The sequence below is a fragment of the Streptomyces sp. NPDC093149 genome (assembly GCF_044754145.1).
Classification (GTDB): domain Bacteria; phylum Actinomycetota; class Actinomycetes; order Streptomycetales; family Streptomycetaceae; genus Streptomyces.
This window is the reverse complement of the sequence record NZ_JBIVON010000001.1, coordinates 694,265-712,495: the sequence shown is the minus strand read 5'-3', so window position 1 is coordinate 712,495 and position 18,231 is coordinate 694,265. Positions and strand designations below refer to the sequence as shown.

The 18,231-nt window shown below is 71.9% G+C and carries 14 protein-coding genes; 4 read left to right on the top strand and 10 right to left on the bottom strand.

The features are described from left to right. Positions 1-7: 7 nt before the first annotated feature. Positions 8-1,357 carry a DUF6716 putative glycosyltransferase gene (locus ACIQCZ_RS03430; protein WP_402279216.1) on the bottom strand — a complete coding sequence of 450 codons (1,350 nt, stop codon included), beginning with the start codon at positions 1,355-1,357 and terminating at the stop codon, positions 8-10. A gap of 209 nt (positions 1,358-1,566) precedes the next feature. Between ACIQCZ_RS03430 and ACIQCZ_RS03425 the strand changes: the two genes are divergently transcribed. Together ACIQCZ_RS03425 and ACIQCZ_RS03420 are read left to right on the top strand one after the other, a co-directional pair. Next, a complete protein-coding gene (locus tag ACIQCZ_RS03425) occupies positions 1,567-2,556 on the top strand; it encodes a glycosyltransferase family 2 protein (protein ID WP_376465115.1) in 990 nt (329 codons plus the stop codon). Further along, positions 2,553-3,932, top strand: a complete 1,380-nt coding sequence (locus ACIQCZ_RS03420; protein ID WP_402279213.1) for a polysialyltransferase family glycosyltransferase — start codon at positions 2,553-2,555, stop codon at positions 3,930-3,932. The genes ACIQCZ_RS03425 and ACIQCZ_RS03420 overlap by 4 nt, the downstream gene beginning before the upstream one ends. Positions 3,933-4,008: 76 nt before the next feature. Here the strand turns inward: ACIQCZ_RS03420 and ACIQCZ_RS03415 are convergent, their stop codons facing one another. From ACIQCZ_RS03415 to ACIQCZ_RS03400, 4 genes are all read right to left on the bottom strand, one after another. Next, positions 4,009-6,360, bottom strand: coding sequence for a glycosyltransferase (locus ACIQCZ_RS03415; protein ID WP_402279211.1), 2,352 nt, complete (start codon positions 6,358-6,360; stop codon positions 4,009-4,011). After that, entirely contained in the window at positions 6,357-7,871 is a 1,515-nt protein-coding gene (locus ACIQCZ_RS03410) for a hypothetical protein (RefSeq protein ID WP_402279209.1), read from the bottom strand. Before ACIQCZ_RS03410 ends, ACIQCZ_RS03415 begins: the two co-directional genes overlap by 4 nt. 356 nt (positions 7,872-8,227) lie before the next feature. Further along, on the bottom strand, positions 8,228-8,893 hold the full coding sequence (gene leuE, locus ACIQCZ_RS03405) for a leucine efflux protein LeuE (RefSeq protein ID WP_402279206.1): 666 nt from the start codon (positions 8,891-8,893) through the stop codon (positions 8,228-8,230). Between the two features lie 204 nt (positions 8,894-9,097). After that, a complete protein-coding gene (locus ACIQCZ_RS03400) occupies positions 9,098-10,678 on the bottom strand; it encodes a methylmalonyl-CoA mutase (RefSeq protein WP_402279204.1) in 1,581 nt (526 codons plus the stop codon). A gap of 331 nt (positions 10,679-11,009) precedes the next feature. Between ACIQCZ_RS03400 and ACIQCZ_RS03395 the strand changes: the two genes are divergently transcribed. Next, positions 11,010-11,861, top strand: a complete 852-nt coding sequence (locus ACIQCZ_RS03395; RefSeq protein ID WP_402279201.1) for a L,D-transpeptidase family protein — start codon at positions 11,010-11,012, stop codon at positions 11,859-11,861. Between the two features lie 232 nt (positions 11,862-12,093). Here ACIQCZ_RS03395 and ACIQCZ_RS03390 read toward each other — a convergent pair whose 3' ends face one another. Then, entirely contained in the window at positions 12,094-13,254 is a 1,161-nt protein-coding gene (locus ACIQCZ_RS03390; protein WP_402279198.1) for a hypothetical protein, read from the bottom strand. Next, positions 13,254-14,042: an RNA polymerase sigma factor gene (locus tag ACIQCZ_RS03385; RefSeq protein ID WP_402280204.1), complete on the bottom strand. Its 789-nt coding sequence runs from the start codon at positions 14,040-14,042 to the stop codon at positions 13,254-13,256. The genes ACIQCZ_RS03390 and ACIQCZ_RS03385 overlap by 1 nt, the downstream gene beginning before the upstream one ends. A gap of 342 nt (positions 14,043-14,384) precedes the next feature. Between ACIQCZ_RS03385 and ACIQCZ_RS03380 the strand changes: the two genes are divergently transcribed. Beyond that, entirely contained in the window at positions 14,385-14,585 is a 201-nt protein-coding gene (locus tag ACIQCZ_RS03380) for an N-6 DNA methylase (RefSeq protein ID WP_402279196.1), read from the top strand. 272 nt (positions 14,586-14,857) lie between these two features. Here ACIQCZ_RS03380 and ACIQCZ_RS03375 read toward each other — a convergent pair whose 3' ends face one another. The 3 genes from ACIQCZ_RS03375 to ACIQCZ_RS03365 all read right to left on the bottom strand — a co-directional run bounded on the left by ACIQCZ_RS03375 (position 14,858) and on the right by ACIQCZ_RS03365 (position 18,157). Next, positions 14,858-15,457 (bottom strand): hypothetical protein, encoded by a 600-nt coding sequence (locus ACIQCZ_RS03375; RefSeq protein ID WP_402279193.1) that lies wholly within the window; start codon positions 15,455-15,457, stop codon positions 14,858-14,860. 140 nt (positions 15,458-15,597) lie between these two features. Further along, positions 15,598-16,410 (bottom strand): DUF4328 domain-containing protein, encoded by an 813-nt coding sequence (locus tag ACIQCZ_RS03370; RefSeq protein WP_402279190.1) that lies wholly within the window; start codon positions 16,408-16,410, stop codon positions 15,598-15,600. A 142-nt stretch (positions 16,411-16,552) separates the two neighbouring features. Further along, positions 16,553-18,157, bottom strand: coding sequence for a glycoside hydrolase family 20 protein (locus tag ACIQCZ_RS03365; protein WP_402279187.1), 1,605 nt, complete (start codon positions 18,155-18,157; stop codon positions 16,553-16,555). Positions 18,158-18,231: the final 74 nt, after the last annotated feature.

Genomic DNA, 18,231 nt, shown 5'->3' with positions numbered 1-18,231 from the left:
GTGGTGTTCACAGCTCGCCCATCCGTCGGATCACCGGGGCGACCCGCTGGACGCCCTGCCGGTACGCGCCGCGCGCCGCTTCCCGTACCGCGTCACGGACCGCGCCGCGCATCCCGCCGGTCTCGCGCGGCCGGTCGGTGCCGGGCAGCGGGTGGCCGTCGGGCGCCAGGTGGTGGCGGGCGAGGATGCCGGGCAGGTAGCCGGGCGCGGTGGCGGGCGTGTAGTACGGGGCGAGGTCGGGCAGCCGGCCGGCGGCGAGCAGGGCGTCGACGCGGGTGCGGGCGTGGTCGTAGGCCGTGGCGTACGTGCCGTCGGCACAGACGCCCTGGCCGGCCAGCCACGCGGCGTCGGGCTCCGGGCTGTGGCCGCCGTCCAGGTGGTCCCAGGAGGTGAGCAGGCCGGAGCCGATGAAGTGGTGGTTGCCGAGGGCCTCGCGGACGCCGAGGTCGGTGAGGACCGCGGTGGGGATGCGCCGGTGCAGGGCCTCCAGCGCGGCGGTGGAGGAGACCGTGACCAGCAGATCGGTGCGGTCCAGGACCTCGCCCATGTGCCCGTACACCAGGCGGAGGTTGGGCGGCAGTCCGCCGGGCAGCTTCTCCGCGAGCCGCTGGTAGGGGAGTTCCTCGATGTGTGTGGTGTGCTCGCCGGGCTTGGAGCGCAGCTTCAGCAGCACCTCGCGGTCCGGGTGCAGCCTGGCGTGCTCGACGAGCCTGCGCAGCAGATACGTGCGGTCGGCGCGGGAGGCCGGTACGGAGGGCTGGGCGGCGAAGACGACCGTGTCGCGGCCCTCCCGCGGGCGGTACGGCTCGCCGCCGAGGAACGGCAGTGCGGCCTCCGTGACGGCCGAGGCGTCGGCGCCCGCTCCCTCGTACACCGCGCGGAACCGTTCCGCGTCGTGGCGGGAGTTGGCGAGGACGATGTCCGCGCCGTGCCGCAGCAGCAGTCCGTCGGCGAGCTTCTCGTAGACGACGCCGACATAGCCGGTGACGACGACGGGCCTGGCCGGCAGCCGCAGCGCGGCGAGGCCGTGCAGCATCGCCTGGACGGCTCCGCCGACGAGGGCGAGGACGACGACGTCGTATCCCTCGTCCCGCACGGTGTGCAGGAACTCGACGGCCGTCACCTCACGCACCCGTTCGGCGCCGATTCCGACGTCGCCGACCTCGGCGAGCTGGCGCGGGGTCGGGGTGGCCCGGCCGCGCAGCAGGAGCCCGGTGATCTCGGCGCGCCGCGCCGACCCCCCGGACCCACCGGTGGTGAGACGGCGCGCGGTGAGCGCGCCCCATTTCCACCGGGTGTCGGAGTCGGCGAGCACGGCTACCCGGAGGGCGGTCGTCTTATCGGTACGTGGGGGCACGCCCCAGAACTTAGGAAGGCATTTCGATTCGCGGCCCAACGTGACGGCAACAGATGGTTAACAGCCCGCCGACGCTTGGCGAATCGCCTTCACAAAGGGGACGCAATCGCCCACGAATCAATCCGGTTCATCATTCCGACATTCGCCGTTCACCCGGTGTCCCTCCTGGGGCCAAGGCAAATGACGGGCTCCCGCCTAGCGTGAGAGGGGTGGTTAAGCTCTCGGTCATCGTGCCGTTCTACAACGTGCAGACATACGCCCCCGACACCTTGAGAAGCCTGCGGGCCAACGCCCGCGAGGACTTCGAATTCATCCTCGTCGACGATTGTTCGACCGACGGGACCGCGGACGTGCTGCGCCGCGCCGAGGACGAGATTCCGGGGGTGGTCGTCCGCAGACATGAGCAGAACGGCGGACTGGCCACCGCCCGCAACACCGGCCTGGACGCGGCGCGCGGCGAGTACGTCACCTTCCTCGACGGCGACGACTGGCTGGCGCCCGGCTACTACGCCGACATCCTGGCCCGGACCCAGGCGCTGGGCTGCGATTTCGTCCGTACCGACCATGTCCAGGTCGAGGGCAGGAACCGTACGGTGCACCGCGTCCCGCACGGCAGGCGCGGCGAGGTCCTGGACCCGCGGGACGCGATCCTGCCCGCCGAGCGGACCACCTCGGTCGACTATCCGTACGCCTGGGCCGGGCTGTACCACCGACGTCTCCTGGACCGCGGACTGCTGCATTTCACGGACGGTCTGCGCACCGCGGAGGACCGCCCGTGGATCTGGCGGCTGCACCGCGAGGCCGATTCCTTTGCGGTGCTCGGACTTCTCGGAATCTTTTACCGGCGCGGGGTCGCCTCTTCGCTCACCCAGATCGGCGACGTGCGCCAGCTCGATTTCATTCGCTCGTTCGACCAGGTCATTCGGGAAACAGCCGAGGACCGCGACGCACAGGCGCTGCTGCCGAAAGCGGTCCGCACCTATTGCGCGATCATTTCTCACCACATGAGCTCGATCGAAAGGTTCGAACCCGCGGTGGCCCGCACACTGAAGTCGATGAGTGGAGCCGCGCTGCGGCGAATGCCGCAGGGGGTGCTCGACGAGGCCCTCGACTCGATGGACGTGCAGCGCGCCACGCTGCTGCGCAGGCTGCGGCGCCGTCCGGCCGCCGCGGGTGCCAAGGAGGTGGCGGCCGCGTGAACGGCGCCCGGTCCCGCACCACACAGATCTTCTTCGCGTCCACCCTCTACGGCACCGCCACGCTCGCCGCCGCCCTCGACGCCGGCTGCTTCCCGGACGCGGACCGCCGCATCCTGCTCGTCTCGAACAACGCGGCCGTTCCGGAGACGACGCCCGCCGTCGACGCGATGCCCGGGTTCGACACGCTGCGAAGCCGATTCGACGACGTGGTCTCGTGGAACGCGACGATCGCGCCCTTCCACCCCGGCGGCTGGGCGCCGCGCCCCGACGACGTGCCCCTGTGGGAGCGGCATCTGCGCCTGGCCTGGGGGCTGGGCGACGACGACATCGAGCTGGCGGTCGAGTCGATCCAGGTCAACCCCGCGATGGCCGTCACCCAGATCTTCACCGGCGCACCGGTCGACGTCTACGCGGACGGGCTGATGAGCTACGGTCCCACCCGCAACAAGATCGACCCCCTGGTCGGCACGCGGGTGCGCCGGCTGCTCCATCTCGACCTGGTGCCCGGCCTGAAGCCGCTGCTGCTCACGGAGTTCGGGGTGCCGCCGCAGATCGTGCCGACCGAGGTGTTCCTCAAGGTGCTCGGTGAGCTCGCGTACACGCCCGGGGTCCGGGACGGCGTGCCGTCGGTGGAGGCCCCCGCCCTGCTGCTCGGCCAGTACCTCTCCGCGCTCGGCCTGATCGGTGCGGCCGAGGAGGAGGACCTGCATCTGCGGATGATGCGCGGCGCGGTGGCGCTCGGTCACACCCGCCTCGTCTTCAAACCGCACCCCACGGCCCCGGCGCGGTGGTCGCGCGCGATGGGCGCGGAGGCCGAGAAGCTCGGCGCCGAGCTGACGGTGCTGGACGCGGGGGTGCTCACCGCCCCGGTCCTCGCCGAGGTGCTCTATCAGCGGATGCGGCCCGCGCTGGTCGTCGGCTGCTTCTCGACGGCGCTGCTCACCGCGTCGGCGTTCTACGGGCTGCCGGTGGCCCGGGTCGGCACCGGGATGCTGCTGGACCGGCTCGCCCCGTACGAGAACAGCAATCGCGTCCCGGTCACGCTCGTCGACGCGCTGGTGCCGGAGGTGACGGACCGGGCGGCCGTCGAGCGGGCGGGGACCGCGGCCGACCCGGCCGATCCGGCGGATCTGACCGGGCTGGTCACCGCCGTCGGGTTCGCGATGCAGCCGAAGATCCATCCGGGGCTGCGGCCGGCCGCCGAGCGGTACCTGTCCGCGCACCTGGACGCGACGACGTGGCGGTACTTCAAGCGCAAGCGGCTCACGTCGCTGGCGCTGCCGGGGGCGGTGCCGGCGCAGCTCGCGTTCCTGCCGCGCAACGCGGTGGTGCGCAGGGTGGCACGGTCGGTGCGGCGGCGCGTGGTGCGGCAGTAGGCACCGGCCGCCCGGCTGTCCCGGGCGCCGGACGGGTTCGTTCCGATCCCGTCCGGCGCCCTCGGGCTTCCCCGTGTCAGTCGCGCACGCCGCCCCGGATCACCCTCAGATCGGCCGCGTTCGCCTCGGTGACCTTCCACAGTTCCCGCTGCCGGCCGTGCACATCGGCGACGGTCGCGGCATGGTCGTCCAGCAGTCCGGCCGCACGCTCGGCGAGCCGGGCCCCGAGGTGCCGGTCGTGGACCGAGATCCCCCACTCCGGGCGCTCGATGTCGGCGAGGAAGTACGCCATCTTCGGGTGCGAGATCAGGCTGATGATCGGCGTACCGCAGCCGAACGGGATCATGCCCGCGTGCCCGCGCATCCCGATGACCAGCTTCGTGCGCGCGTAGGTGTCCCGGATCGCGTCGTTGTCGAAGTCGTACATCGGGATCACCGGCAACGCGATCCCGTGCTCGCGCCGCAGGTCGAAGGCGATCCGCTCGTCGTCCAGCGAGTGGGCGACGCAACTCACCTCGGCCCGCTCGCCGAGCGCCCGCACCGCGGTGGCCATCTCGCCCAGGAAGTGTCCGTAGTCATGGCCGAAGCGGAGCCCGGACCGGTCGTACGCGGCATTGATCAGCACGGTGTCCTCGCGCCGCTCCGGGTCCGTCCAGCCGTCGACCAGTTGTCTGGTCACCGTCGTCGGGCAGGGCTGGAAGCGCACCTTGTCGTGGAGCGAGGCGGGCAGCAGCTCCCGGACCTTCTCGATGGAGCCGTGGTTGCGCAGCCCGAAGAACGAGGCGCGCTCCACCAGCTTGCGCAGGGAGGAGAGGAACCGGTCCCGGCCGCGGCCGTAGGCCTGGCCGTCGAAGGCGTTGAAGCCGACCGCGTACACCATGACGGGTACGTCGATCCGGTCGAGCAGTTCGTCCGGGACGTTCCACTGCCAGCCGCTGTTGCCGTTGGGCGCGGTGTCCGGGATGAAGAGGCCACCGCCGCCGATGACCAGTCCGCGCCGCTCGTTGACCCGCTCCAGCGCGGCCTCGTCGAAGAGCCGGTGGGCGTGGATCGAGTGCCAGCGCCGCGGGCCGGTGTCCCGGCCGAAGGCGAGCCGTACGCTCTCGGGCAGCAGCTTGTCCCCGGCGTTGCCCTGCCGGTCCATGTAGAAGGCGACATGGGCGAGCTGGCCGGAGGCGGGGCCCTCCACGGGTGCGGGCGCGTCCGTGGCACGCTGGTACATCAGCCGGTTCGCGCGGTGCGTCGGGTCGACGCCGAGGCCCTTCAGGGCGTACTCGGCCGCCGCGCCGTCGTCACCGTGGATCCAGGCGATCTGGGCGAGGCGCCCGAAGGCGGTCGCGGCCCGGTTGGGCGCCGCGGTGGCGAGCAGGAGCCGGACCCGGGCCTCGTCGTAGCGGGAGACGCTCATCAGGGCGTGGCCGAGCACCTCGTGCGGCCAGGCCTCGTCGACGGGTGTCCGCACCCCGCCCAGCAGGTCGGCCGCCTCCTGGTACTCACCGGCCGCGATGTGGGCGGCGGCGACCTTGCGGGCGGCCTCCGGTGAGCCGGTGCGCCGCACGTGCGGGGTGCCGTAGTGGACCAGCAGATCATGGTGCTTGGCGCCGGGCAGCGCCAGGTACGCGGAGTGGAACTCGGCGTCGGACAGCTCGAATTCGTGCCAGCGTTCCTCGGCCTCGCGATACCCCGACTCGCCGCCCTGCCAGGGCTTGTGCCGCCCGGTGAAGTGCAGGACGGCGGTCGATTCGGGAACCGGCAGGTCGCCGGAGAGCCGCCGCTTGACGAAGTTGTAGCGGGCGTCGAGCTGCACGAAGTCACCGTCGAGCACGGCGTTGAGGATGCCCTGGTCGTGCTTGTCGAGCTCGTACGTACCGGCCCGCCCGACCTCGTCGATCCTCGCGCAGAACGTGTCGCTCAGGTACTCGCGCTGGATGACCAGCAGCCCGCTGTTGAGCTTGTGCTGCCCGTAGAAGAACTGCGGCACCGCGGCCAGCCCGTCGCGCAGCTTCAGCAGCTCTCCGAGATCGCCGAGGACCACCATGTCGGTGTCCAGGGTGATGACGGTGTCGTAGTCGCGCACCCGGAAGATGTCGAGGATGAAGTAGGCCTTGCGCACCAGGTAGTTGTCCTGGTCGCCCTTGGCGTACGAGTCGTAGTGCGCGGCGTCGACCCGGCGGAAGTCCACGCGCGGGTGCAGCGCCCGGATCTGCGCGACGGAGGCGGGGCGCAGTCCGTCGTGCAGGACGAGAAAGTCCTCGCAGACGTTCGGGTTGGAGAGCGCGAGGCTGCGCAGCAGGGCGAGGAACCCGGGCAGGTAGTTCTCGTCGACGAAGCTCGCGAAGGCGACCCGGCGCTTGCCGGTGAGCGCGTTCGCGGGGGCGGGCGACACGGGCACGGCCGTGGTGGGCAGGGGCGTGGCAGTCGTCGTCATCGCAGTCGGATCCTCATGTCGGTGACGCTCTGGGCGCGTTCCATGACCCACGCCTTTTCGCTGGTGTACTCGTGCACGGAGGTGATGGGCATCTTCATCGCGGTGGGCAGCCGGTAGGCGCCGCTCTCGTAGAAGTCGAAACCGATCAGGTCGAGGCGGCTGCTGACGTCGAGGTGGTCGAGGAGCCACAGCATGTTGAACCCGGTGGTGGGGATGGCCGGCCAGACGTCCGCGCCGACGCGCCCGATGTCCCGCAGCGGCCAGCGCAGCGACTCGTCGCCCAGGTACTGCTGGGCGCCCGGGACGAGGCGGTTGCGCAGGGAGTGCTTCCAGTCGCCGGACACCCCGCCGAAGACCAGCCGGGTGTGCACCTCCTGGTCCCAGTTGAAGCCGTGCTTGTGGATGGTGGCGTGGATGTCGGTGCGCGCTCCGGTCGCCGCCGGGTCGATCCGGTACGAGTTGAAGCGGACGACCAGGTCGTAGCCGTCGATCTCGGCACCCATCGAACTTGTGCCGACACGCTGCGAGTTGGCGATGAGGCAGATCGACTTGCCGGCTATCCGGTTACGGAACTCGCCGACCGTGGTCCACCGGACGCCGCCGAAGGTGGGGTCCTCGACCGGACCCCGCATGCGGCTTCTGCGCTGCTCGGCGTAGAGCGCGACGAGTCCGGTGAGTCCGGCCACGGCGTCCGGGTCGGTCCCGGCCGCCTCCATGGCCAGGTCGAGGTACTGGGACATGGCGTCCTGGAGCTCGGTCACCGGGGCGCCGCCCCGCTCCTGCGCGAGCAGGGCGCCGATCAGCCGGGGGCGCGCCCCGTCCCGGTCGCCGCTCGCCCGGAGCGCGAGACCCTCGGCCCAGGACTCGGTGACGGGCCGGACGGCGAACGCCGCGGCCTCGGGGCAGTCGCGCTCCAGCCCGCGCAGCAGCTCGTACCGGCGGTCCTCGCCCAGCCGAAGGCCGACGACCTTGGCCGCGACGCCGAAGCCGTCGTCGTCGGTGAATTCCAGATAGCGCTCGTACGCCTCGATGGCGGCGGCCTCCGCACCCATCGCCTCCAGCGTCCGGGCCCGCAGCCGCCAGCCAGCCCGTGAACGCCTGCGCTGGGTCAGCACGGTGTCCCCGATGAGTACCGCGAGCTTCAGCTCGTCCTCGTAACCGCAGTCCAGCGCCTTGTTGCCGACCGTGAGCAGCGGGTCGAGCAGTTCGTCCGCCAGAGACGCGGCGCCGGCCGGGCTCTTGGCCGGGCGCCGGATCATCGCGAGCGGGGATCCGCCGGACGCGGGCGGGGCGGTCTGTGCCGCGGCGTGCACGGCCAGCAGATGCCGCAGCGCCTCCGCGAGTGCCGTGCGCCGCCGGTCGAGCCCCGCCACCAGCTTGGCGCTGTGCGCGGCGCAGGCACGCAGACACACGTCCAGGTCGGTCGGCGTGACGGTGGCGAACTGCGACGTGACGCCCTCGGGCGGGGCCGCGTCACGTTGCCGTGGCCAACGGGTGCGGGCTTCTCTCATGGCGCTCCAAGCGTCTGGTGCCCGTGGGGGGAGGGGGCGTATCCGGGTGTGCGGTCACCGCAGCGCGCCCGGGACGTGCCCCACCCCGTCGGAACGGGGCGGATGCTCCGCGCGCGTGTTCGGTTCCACGACACGCTAGGAAAGCTGTACGGACACCGGATGAACTCGCCCTGTCGGAACGGGAAACGGCGCACCGACCCCGCTGGTACGAGCCCTTTTCGGCACACCTCGTACCGATGGCCGCGAGGCGTACGGGAAGGGCCTGTTCCTGGTGCGCCCCGACGGCTGCATCGGCCGGGCGGGCGAGGACACCCCGGGGACGGCGGGGTATCCGTCCCCGCTCGGCCCCGCCCCCGTCACACGCTGCTGAGCGACAGCTTCGCCGCGAACCCCAGGAACAGCAGGCCGGCCGCCGAAGTGGCCCCCGCCGACAGCCGCTTGCGGCGGCGGAACGCGGCGGACAGCCGGGTGCCGCCGAATATCAGCATCGACAGATAGAGGAAGCTGGCGATCTGCAGCAGTGTGCCCAGCACCAGGAAGGACAGCGCCGGGTAGGCGTAGCCGGGGTCGACGAACTGCACGAAGAACGAGATCAGGAACAGGATCGCCTTCGGGTTGAAGAGGCTCACCACCAGCGCCCGCCGGTACGGCCGCTCCATCGCGGCGGCGGACTCGGGTCCGTCGCTCTCCTCGGTCAGCTCGGCCATCCGCCGGTGCCGCTCGCGCCACATGGCCACCGCCGCCCGCAGCATGCCGATCGCCAGCCAGGTCAGATAGCCCGCACCCGCGAACTTGACGACGGCGAACAGCACCGGCGTCGTCCGCAACAGCGACGAGGCCCCCAGCGCGGACAGCGTCATCAGCACGGTGTCCCCGGTCCACACCCCGGCCGCGGCCACATAGCCGGTCCGCACCCCGCGACGGGCGGCGACCGACAGCACATAGAGCGAATTGGGCCCTGGCAGAAGGACGATCAGCACCAGGCCGGCGAGATAGGTCGGAAGGTCGGTGACACCCAGCATGAGACGGAGTGTCGCACGTGGGTACGACACCCCGTCCGGGGGGTTCGGGGAAATCTCGGGTCAGCCCTCGTCGCCGTCGAGGAGGTGGTCCGCGGAGAGCCTCATCCCGACACCGACCGCGTCCGGCACGGCGAACGGGGTCCCTGCCGTCCCGTGCTCGCGGGGCTCCTCGACACCCTTGTGGGGCTCCTCGACACCTCGCCCTCAGAACACGTCCGACGGCTCGTACGTCCCCCACACCCCGCGCAGCGCGTCGCAGACCTCGCCCACCGTCGCCCGCGCCTTCAGCGCGGCCCTCATCGGGTACAGGACGTTGTCCGTGCCCTCGGCCGCCTTCCGCAGCTCGGCCAGCGCCGTGTCCACCGCGCCCTGGTCACGTTCGGCACGGAGCTTCGCCAGCCGGGCCGCCTGCTGGGCCTCGATCGCCGGGTCGACGCGCAGCGGCTCGTACGGCTCCTCCTCGTCGAGCTGGAAGCGGTTGACACCGACCACGACGCGCTCCGCGCTGTCGGTCTCCAGGGCGATGCGGTACGCGTTGCGCTCGATCTCGTTCTTCTGGAAGCCGCGCTCGATCGCGTGGACCGCGCCGCCCAGGTCCTCGACCTTGCGCATCAGGGCGACGGCCGCGGCTTCGACGTCGTCGGTCATCTTCTCGACCACGTACGAACCCGCGAACGGGTCGACGGTCGCGGTGACGTCCGTCTCGTACGCCAGGACCTGCTGGGTGCGCAGGGCCAGCCGGGCGGACTTGTCGGTGGGGAGGGCGATCGCCTCGTCGAAGGAGTTGGTGTGCAGCGACTGCGTGCCGCCGAGGACCGCGGCCAGTCCCTGCACGGCGACGCGCACCAGGTTGACCTCGGGCTGCTGGGCGGTGAGCTGGACGCCCGCGGTCTGGGTGTGGAAGCGCAGCATCAGGGACTTGGGGTTCTTCGCGCCGAACTCCTCCTTCATCACCCTCGCCCAGATCCGGCGTGCGGCACGGAACTTGGCGACCTCTTCGAGGATCGTCGTGCGGGCGACGAAGAAGAACGAGAGACGGGGAGCGAAGTCGTCGACGTCCATGCCGGCGGCGACGGCGGTACGGACGTACTCGATGCCGTCGGCGAGGGTGAACGCGATCTCCTGCGCGGGCGAGGCGCCGGCCTCCGCCATGTGGTAGCCGGAGATCGAGATGGTGTTCCACTTGGGGATCTCGGCCCGGCAGTACTTGAAGATGTCGGCGATCAGCCGGAGCGAGGGCCCCGGCGGAAAGATGTAGGTGCCGCGCGCGATGTACTCCTTGAGCACATCGTTCTGGATGGTGCCGGTGAGCTTCCCGGCCGGGACGCCCTGCTCCTCGGCGACCAGCTGGTAGAGCAGGAGGAGCAGCGCGGCCGGGGCGTTGATCGTCATGGACGTGGAGACCTTGTCCAGCGGAATGCCGCCGAACAGGACCCGCATGTCGTCGATCGAGTCGATCGCGACCCCGACCTTGCCGACCTCGCCGGACGCGATCGGCGCGTCGGAGTCGTAGCCCATCTGGGTGGGCAGGTCGAAGGCGACGGAGAGGCCCATCGTGCCGTTGGCGATCAGCTGCTTGTAGCGGGCGTTGGATTCCGTGGCCGTGCCGAACCCCGCGTACTGACGCATCGTCCACGGCCGGCCGGTGTACATCGTCGGGTAGACGCCGCGCGTAAAGGGGTAGGCACCCGGCTCTCCCAGCTTGTCGTCGGGGTTCCACCCGCCGAGTGTGTCCGGCCCGTACACCGGCTCGATGGGCAGTCCCGACTCGGACTCGCGCGTCATCTGCTGTGCCTCCCGCTGAAGCTGTTCAATAAAGCTACTTACTGGTAACCGAGGATTCCCGTGACGGACTGTAGCGGCGGGCGCCAGACCGGTGGAGGGTCATGGGCTGGGACCTTGCTCACAGCCCTCCCCCACGGCCCGCGCCGCCGCTCTCCCCATCATGCGCGGGCTTTGGCAACCGGGCAGAGCGGGAATCCGTCCAATGGGACACCGGAGAGACCCGGAGAATCAGGGGGCCGAGATGTTACGCAGCACCACCGCACGCGCGTCACGGAACGGGACACCGGACAGGGTTCGAGCCAGGAACCGGCCCCGGGCGGGGACCGCGGCCATGGTGGGGCTCGCCGTTCTCGCCATGACCGCCGCGACCGCCGCCACCGCCGGCTGCGAGGCGCGGCCCGCCGGCGGCGCGTCGACGGCCCCGTCGTCCCCGCCCCGGGCGACGGCGACCGACGACGCCAAACCCGCCGCGCGGCAGTCGCCCTCCCCGGACGCGTCGTCACCGTCCCCGCGGGCCGAGGCGACACCGGCGCCCACGCCGGAGCCACAGGGCACGACGCTGATGGCGAGCGGCTCCCGGGGCGAGCAGGTGCGGGAACTCCAGGCCCGGCTGCGGCAGATCGGCCACTTCGACCGCTCCCCCACCGGTTACTACGGCACGCTCACGGCCGCCGCCGTCCGGTCCTTCCAGGGGAAACGCGGCCTGTCCCGCACGGGCCGGACGGACACCGTCACCTGGCAGAAGCTGCTCGGCATGACGCGCGAGCCGACGGCCGCCGAACTGAATCCGCCGACCACCGTGCCCGTCGCCCGGCCGGACAAGCGGTGCATGACGGGCCGGGTGCTCTGCATCAGCAAGAACAGCCGGACGCTGTCGTGGATGATCGACGGACGCGTCGTCTCGTCGATGGACGTCCGCTTCGGCTCCCAGTACACGCCGACCCGCGAGGGCACCTTCTCCGTCTACTGGAAGTCACGGCACCACGTCTCGACGCTGTATCACACGGCCATGCCGTACGCGATGTTCTTCAGCGGCGGCCAGGCGGTCCACTACTCGGCGGACTTCGCGGCCCGCGGCTACAGCGGCGCCTCGCACGGCTGCGTCAACGTCCGGGACGAGGGCAGGATCGCCTCGCTCTTCGCCCAGGTGAAAACGGGCGACAAGGTCGTCGTCTACGGATAGTCCGGCCGGGCGGCGCCGTCACGCGGACCGGCGGACCGGCGGATGGGGAGGCGCGGACGGGACCGGGGGAACGTGTCCCGCCCGCGCCGATGCGCTGAGCCGTAGGTACGGGGGGAACCCCGGCTCTGTGCGCTGCCGATGACCAGTCGGCTCAATCTGTACTGCGTCACGGCCTCGAAAAACGTCACACCCCGTGGTGGACGGCGGGGCGAGGAAACCGCGCGCGGTGTCCTCAGCCGGGTGAACCGGTGCTGTCGGCGGCCGTCGGCGGGGCGACCGGGTCCGAGGCGGAGGGCGACGGCGACGGGGCGGTCGTGAACCCGATCGCCGGGAGCGTGGCGGCACCCTCGCCCTCCCCGTCCCCGTTCGCGTCGCCGTCCTCGCCCTGCTCGTCACTGTCGCCGTTACCGTTGCCGTTGTTGCTGCCGTTGCCGTTGCCGTTGCCGGAGTTGCTCTGGCCCTTCGTATCCCTGGCGATCACGCGGTCGCAGAACCGGTCCAGGTTGCGGGCCCCCTTCGCCAGCGCTTCGAGATACCGCTTGCGGTCCTCGTCCAGATCGCCGTTGCGGTAGTCGCGGCAGGCCTTGAGCGCCGTGGCGTACCAGGCACCCGAGGAGCCGTTGCCCCATCCCTCGGACTGCTTGCCCTTCTCGGCGCTGTTCGAGGATCCGCCGCCGGCGCCCCCGGACCTCCCGCCGTCGTCGCCCCCGCGGTCCCCCTTGCCCGTCCTGCTGCTGTCCCGGTCCCCGGCGGGGGCGGAGGGATTCCCCGGACGCGCGGAGTGCTCCGCCTCCGGTGAGGCGGGCGGCCGGGCGGGCCCGGTCTCGTCGGTGGTGGGCCCCGAGCCGAGCTCCTTCGGCGTCGCCGCGGACGAGACGGAGGTCGCCGGTACGGGGGCGTGCCCGCCGAACGGGCCGGGGAGCATCCCGGTGCCCGCGGCCACGGCCACGCCGCCGAGCGCGAAGCCCGCGAAGGAGGCGGCCAGACCGAAGCGGACGGGGCGGCTCCAGCGCAGGGCGCGGTCACGGGCGGGGTGCGTGGCCGAGGAGGTGCCCGATGCGGTGCCACCGGAGGCGGGCCGGATGCGCACCGTTTCGAGCACGTCGGCGCGGCCGGGCTCACCCGTCCGCTCGACGCACCCCTTCACCTGCGGGTCAGCCGCGCCTGTCCGCGCGTGCGCGGGACGTACCGCGGCGCGGAAGGCGGCCAGCGCCGCGGCCTCGCCCCGCAGTTCACCGGTGGCGGGGCGAGCGGCCCGTGCGGCGGCGCCCAGCGCTGCCGCAAGCCGCTCCGCCTCCGTACACCCGTGACCGACGACCGGATCGACCGGTTCACCGCGGAGCAATTTCTCCGCCGCGCCCTTGTCAAGCCATTCGTACCTCTCGTCGGCCATCACATGTCCTTCTGCGTCCATGGACGCGAATGCGTCACACCGGCCGGCGCCGCCGGACCGCTGGGTGCGGGGCGCGGGGCGGGCACGGCGCCGAGTTCCGCCGCCCGAACCGTCGCGCCCCCGTCGGAGGCGGATCGATCCGCCGGATCGCCCGCGGGCGCACGGTCCCCGGCGGCGCCCGCACCGCTGTCGGCACCCTCGCCGACCCCGCCGGGGCGGCCGTCGGCGTCGTGTGCGCCGTCCGTGCGCAGCAGCTCGGCCAGCCGCTTGAGACCCCGGTGCGCCGCGGTGCGTACCGCTCCCGGCCGCTTGCCCAGTGTCCGGGCCGCGCTCTTCGCGTCCAGGCCGACGACGACCCGCAGCACCACGGCCTCGGCCTGGTCCTGCGGCAGCTGGGCTATGAGCGACATCGTGCGGCCGGTGGCCAGGGCCTCCATCGCCTCGTCGGCGGTGTCGGAATCGGCCGGCCTCTCGGCCAGTTCGGACTCGTCTCCACCGGTCGCGGGACGCCTGCCGCGCATCCGCAGGTGGTCCAGGGCACGGTTACGGGCTATTCGCGCCGCCCAGCCGCGGAAGCGGTCGGCGTCGCCGCTGAACCGGTCGAGGTCGCGCGCTATCTGCAGCCACGACTCGGACGCCACGTCCTCGGCGTCCGGATCCCCCACCAGTGTCCGTATGTAGCCCAGCAGCCGTGGCTGCACCGCGCGGTACACAGTACGGAAGGCGTCTTCGTCCCCGTCCTGTGCCGCGAGCACCGCGGCAGTGAGCTCCGCGTCGTCCCCCAGCACTCCCTCAACCCGCCCTGCTGTCCCGAATCGCAGCTGGTCATCACTGCCGCGCCACCCTGCGCGACTCAGCACGCTACGTCCTTCGCGGGGGCCACGTCCATGGCTTGTACAACCCGCAACATCCCTCCGACGCGCTGCGGTGTGACAGAAAACGCAGCGACGGCGCAGAGAAGAGTACGGGGTCGTCCTACGACCCCGCGGAAGACGACCGGGGCCTCTCCTGTGGGGGGTGGCGGCCCCGGTCGTCGTCCTTTCCTCTGCGCCTCCGACCAGGCATCACCCCGAGGCACGGGGGCCTGTCACGACCAACCCGTTGCCAACGCCCCCAAGCGTTCATCCGGCTTGGCAGCAGGCACACTTCTCGCCGTTGTCGCACTGTCGGCCGATCTGTTCTCCCACACGACCGTCCCCGTGCACATCTGGCTGCTCGCCCGTGACGCGTCGCACCCCCTCCCCGCCGGAGAATCCGGCTCCATCCTCTTCATCGATGCGAGCCGACTCGGAACGCAGACTCCGCGCGGCACCGGCCTCCAACGGGCGTGACCAACAGCAGCCAGGAACAATCAGAAACACCCAGGGCAGGCCGAACCGGACGGCAAGCGGTAACCACCGTCGCGCCGACAAAATGCCTGGTCAGAGGCCCTTTGTGGCATAGTTCGGCCAGGGGTGGCGGCCCCGGTCGTCCTCGTTCCCCCTCAGTTCTCTCCGCCCGGGGCGATCCGAACGAAAGGCACTAACGGCCTCACCCACGATCGGCAGCGGCGTCGCGGCACCTGGGACCTCCGCCTCGGATCCGAAGGCCCCGGACGCCGCTCCTACTCCCACTGCTCATCGTGGGCGAGGCCGTGACCCCGCCCGCGTGCCCGGCGCGAAACCGCCGCCCGCAGCACCCGCTGCCCCTCCGCCGACGTGTCGAGCACCTGACGCAGTCCGGCGCCCGCCCCCGTCGCACCGGCGTTCTCCGCCAGCAGTTCCAGGATCCGGGTCTGCCGCCACACCTCCCCGGCCAGCAGCGGACCGACCCCCTCCGTATCGCCCACGCGGCAGCCCCGCACCGCCCCCGCCCCGGCGGACGGCGTCGCGTCCTGTTCGAGGTGGACCTCCAGGGCCAGCAGCGAACAGGCGTCCGCCCACTCCCGCAGCCCCGGCTCCGCCCGGTCCGCAGGCGCGTCGCCCAGCAGCTTCCGGATCTGCGGCGCCGCCCCTTCCGCATCGGCCGCGGCGTCCAGCGCCGCACGGGCCTCCGCCAGACGTACGGGCCAGAGCGAGCCGTCCGCGCAGCCCGCCCAGAGCGGACGCAGCGGATCCGGATCGGCCCCTTCGGCGGGCGGCGGCAGACAGCGGTCGAGGCAGGCGACCGCGCTCGTGGCGAGCCCCCGCTCATCGGCGGCGGCGATCAGTTCCAGCAGGCTCATCGGCGTCTCCCGTCGGCACTCCCCGTGCGTGCACGCACGGGGACGCGGCGCTTCCTGTTACCGCGTTCAGCGCCAACTGGCTCAAAATCGTCACCGCCGAGGCCGAATAGCATCGCTCTACGGGCACGCCCCGGCCGACTTCAGTGGGCTCGTCCCGACACGGGCCGCACGGTGAGCGGATACACGCCGAGGGCCGCCCGCTCCCCCTGCATCCGGGTCAGCTTGCGCACGAAGAGAACGGCGAACACCGCGGCCACGAGGTCGAGGGCGTCGGTCGCCATCAACAGGCCCGCCGCGTCGATGACCTCCTGCGGCTCCTCGGCCTTCCAGTACTGCTGGGACGTGTACCGGGAGGCGATCAGCGAGCAGACCCACGCACCCCACCACAGGTTCATCACGGTGGCCGGGACCGTGCTCCGGCTGCCGTCGGGGTCGGTCCGGGCGCTCGCGGCCCAGATGCCGCCGGCGATCCGGCGCGGGAGCACCAGGTTGGCGAACGGGACGAACCAGGCGCCGACGGCCCAGCCGGCCCCCATCGGCTGCGCGCCCGGGTCGAACACCTCGGCGTTGAGCCGCACCCGCCGGAACCAGATGATGAAGACGACCGCGGTGGCCAGGGTCATGAGGACCTGCAGCGCGCCCGCGCCGGCGTACAGGTCGTCCGCGAGAGTCACCTCCGCCTCGTCGTACGTGGCGAAGCCGTTGTCCAGCCCGTCCCCGAGCACACGGCGGACGTTCAGCCCCGCCGCCACGGCGAACAGATCCGCCACGGCGACGGCGGCCAGCAGGACGACGACGGCCTTCGCGAGCCCGTCCGGCGAGCGCAGGTACTGCTGCGGGGCGACGAAGGCCGGGGCCGGCGGCACCGGGGGCTGCCCGGCCGGACCGGCGCAGAGCAGACAGCGCCCGTCATCGGTGACCGGCGGTCTGAGACGGCAGGTGGAGCACAGCATGATGATGGAACCCCCCAGGATTCTCGGTTCGGGCGCAGCAAGACGCGCGCCCCCTCCCCCGGGGCGCGCGGCCTGCGAACGTATCCCCGGCCCACCACGCTGTCCACAGGTAATGCGGCGCGCCCCGCTCGGCGCGCCCCGTTCAGCCCGTCGCGTCGATCCGTGCGGCCAGCGCCCGGAACTGATCCCAGCTCAGCGTCGGCTTGCCCGGGGTCCACAGCTTCTGGGCCGTCGCCCGCAGCGGCAGCCGGATGCCCTGCGCCACCTGCGCCGCGGTCTGCGCCTGCGGGAGGTCGCCCCAGACCGCGAACCGGCCGCCGAGGATCTGACCGGAGTAACGCGCCGGGACCGGCTGGGTGCCGCGCAGGACGAGCGGGGTCCACTGCTCGTAGATCCGCTTGCCCGTGGGATAGACGAAGTTGTTGGGCTGGCCCAGTACGTAATAGAGGAACTCGTCGTTGAGGTTGACCACCTTCCGCCCCTCGCTCAGATACTCCTCCGGCGGCCGGGCTCCGTACTCCTTGCCCGTCCAGTACTCGACCTCGATGTCCTTGTCGGCGTGGACGACGCCGTCACGGAAGAAGCCGTCGTTCCACGCCTTGGGCTGCTTGCCGTGCGGGCGCACCACTGCCGCGCGGTCGTTGAGCCACCCGGTGGCGAGGTCCTTGATACCGGCCCGCGGTCCGTACTTCTGCTGGGCGGCGCGTTGCAGCTGCGGGTAGGAGGCGGCCGGGTCGCGCGCCATGAGAGCGAGGTACTCGTCGGCGCCGAGGTGCCAGTACCGGCCGCCGAACAGCCCGGTGAACTCGCCGAGGAGCTCGTCGATGAGCTTCGCCGCCCCCGGGTTCGAGATGTCGAGCGATCCGGGCGAGCGCACACCCGAGACATTGCGCAGCTGGAGGTCGGGGTGGGCCCGCAGCACCGCGCCCAGGTGGCCCGGGGAGTCGATCTCGGGGACGACCTGGATGTGCAGCCGGCCCGCGAGCCCGAGGATCTGCCGCACCTCGGCCTTGGTCAGGTGCTCCGGCGACACCACTTCGGGGTGGGTGTCGGACTGGATGCGGAACGCCTGGTCGTCGGAGAAGTGCAGGCCGAGCTGGTTGAGCTTGAGGTCGGCCATCTCGCGGAGCCGGTCCTCGATCCAGGCGACGCTGTAGTACTTGCGCGCGATGTCGAGGTTGAGGCCGCGCTGCGGCCGGTCGGGACGGTCGCGCACCTCGCCCTCGGGCATGCTGCCGTCGGCGCGCACCGACTGTTTCAGGGTGCGGGTTCCGTAGAAGACACCGGCCTGGTCGGGTCCGCTGATCGTGACCCGTCCGTCATGGGTCCTCAGGGTGTACGACTCGGGGGTGCCCCGGCCCGGGGTGAGGGCCAGCTCCACGTCACCGGCGCGGGCGGGCACGCTGCCCCGGTAGTGGATCTTCAGCTCCTGGGCGAGCAGCTGCCCCTCGTCCGCCAGCGTTCCGCTGCCGGCGGCGATGACGACCCCGGCGGCGGGGCCGGGCCGCCAGCCGGGGCCGCGGGCGGCGATGTGCTCGCGGACGGCGGGGATGGTGCGGGGCGGTGTCGAGAGCGGGTAGCTCCGGGTCGGCGAGGGGGCGGCCGGGGAGCCGGAGGGGGTACGGGCCCCCGTCTGCCCCGCGAGGCCGCCGCCGGAGCTTTCCGGCCAGACGACGACGGCGATCGTCGCGGCGGCCGCCGCGGTGAGGGCCGCGCCGGCCACGAGAGTGCCGCGTGAAGGCGACATCGGTAAGAAACCTCCGATATTGGTGGGAAACAGGGCAGAAGCTGCAAAACAGCCGGGCATTTTCCTCGGGAGAC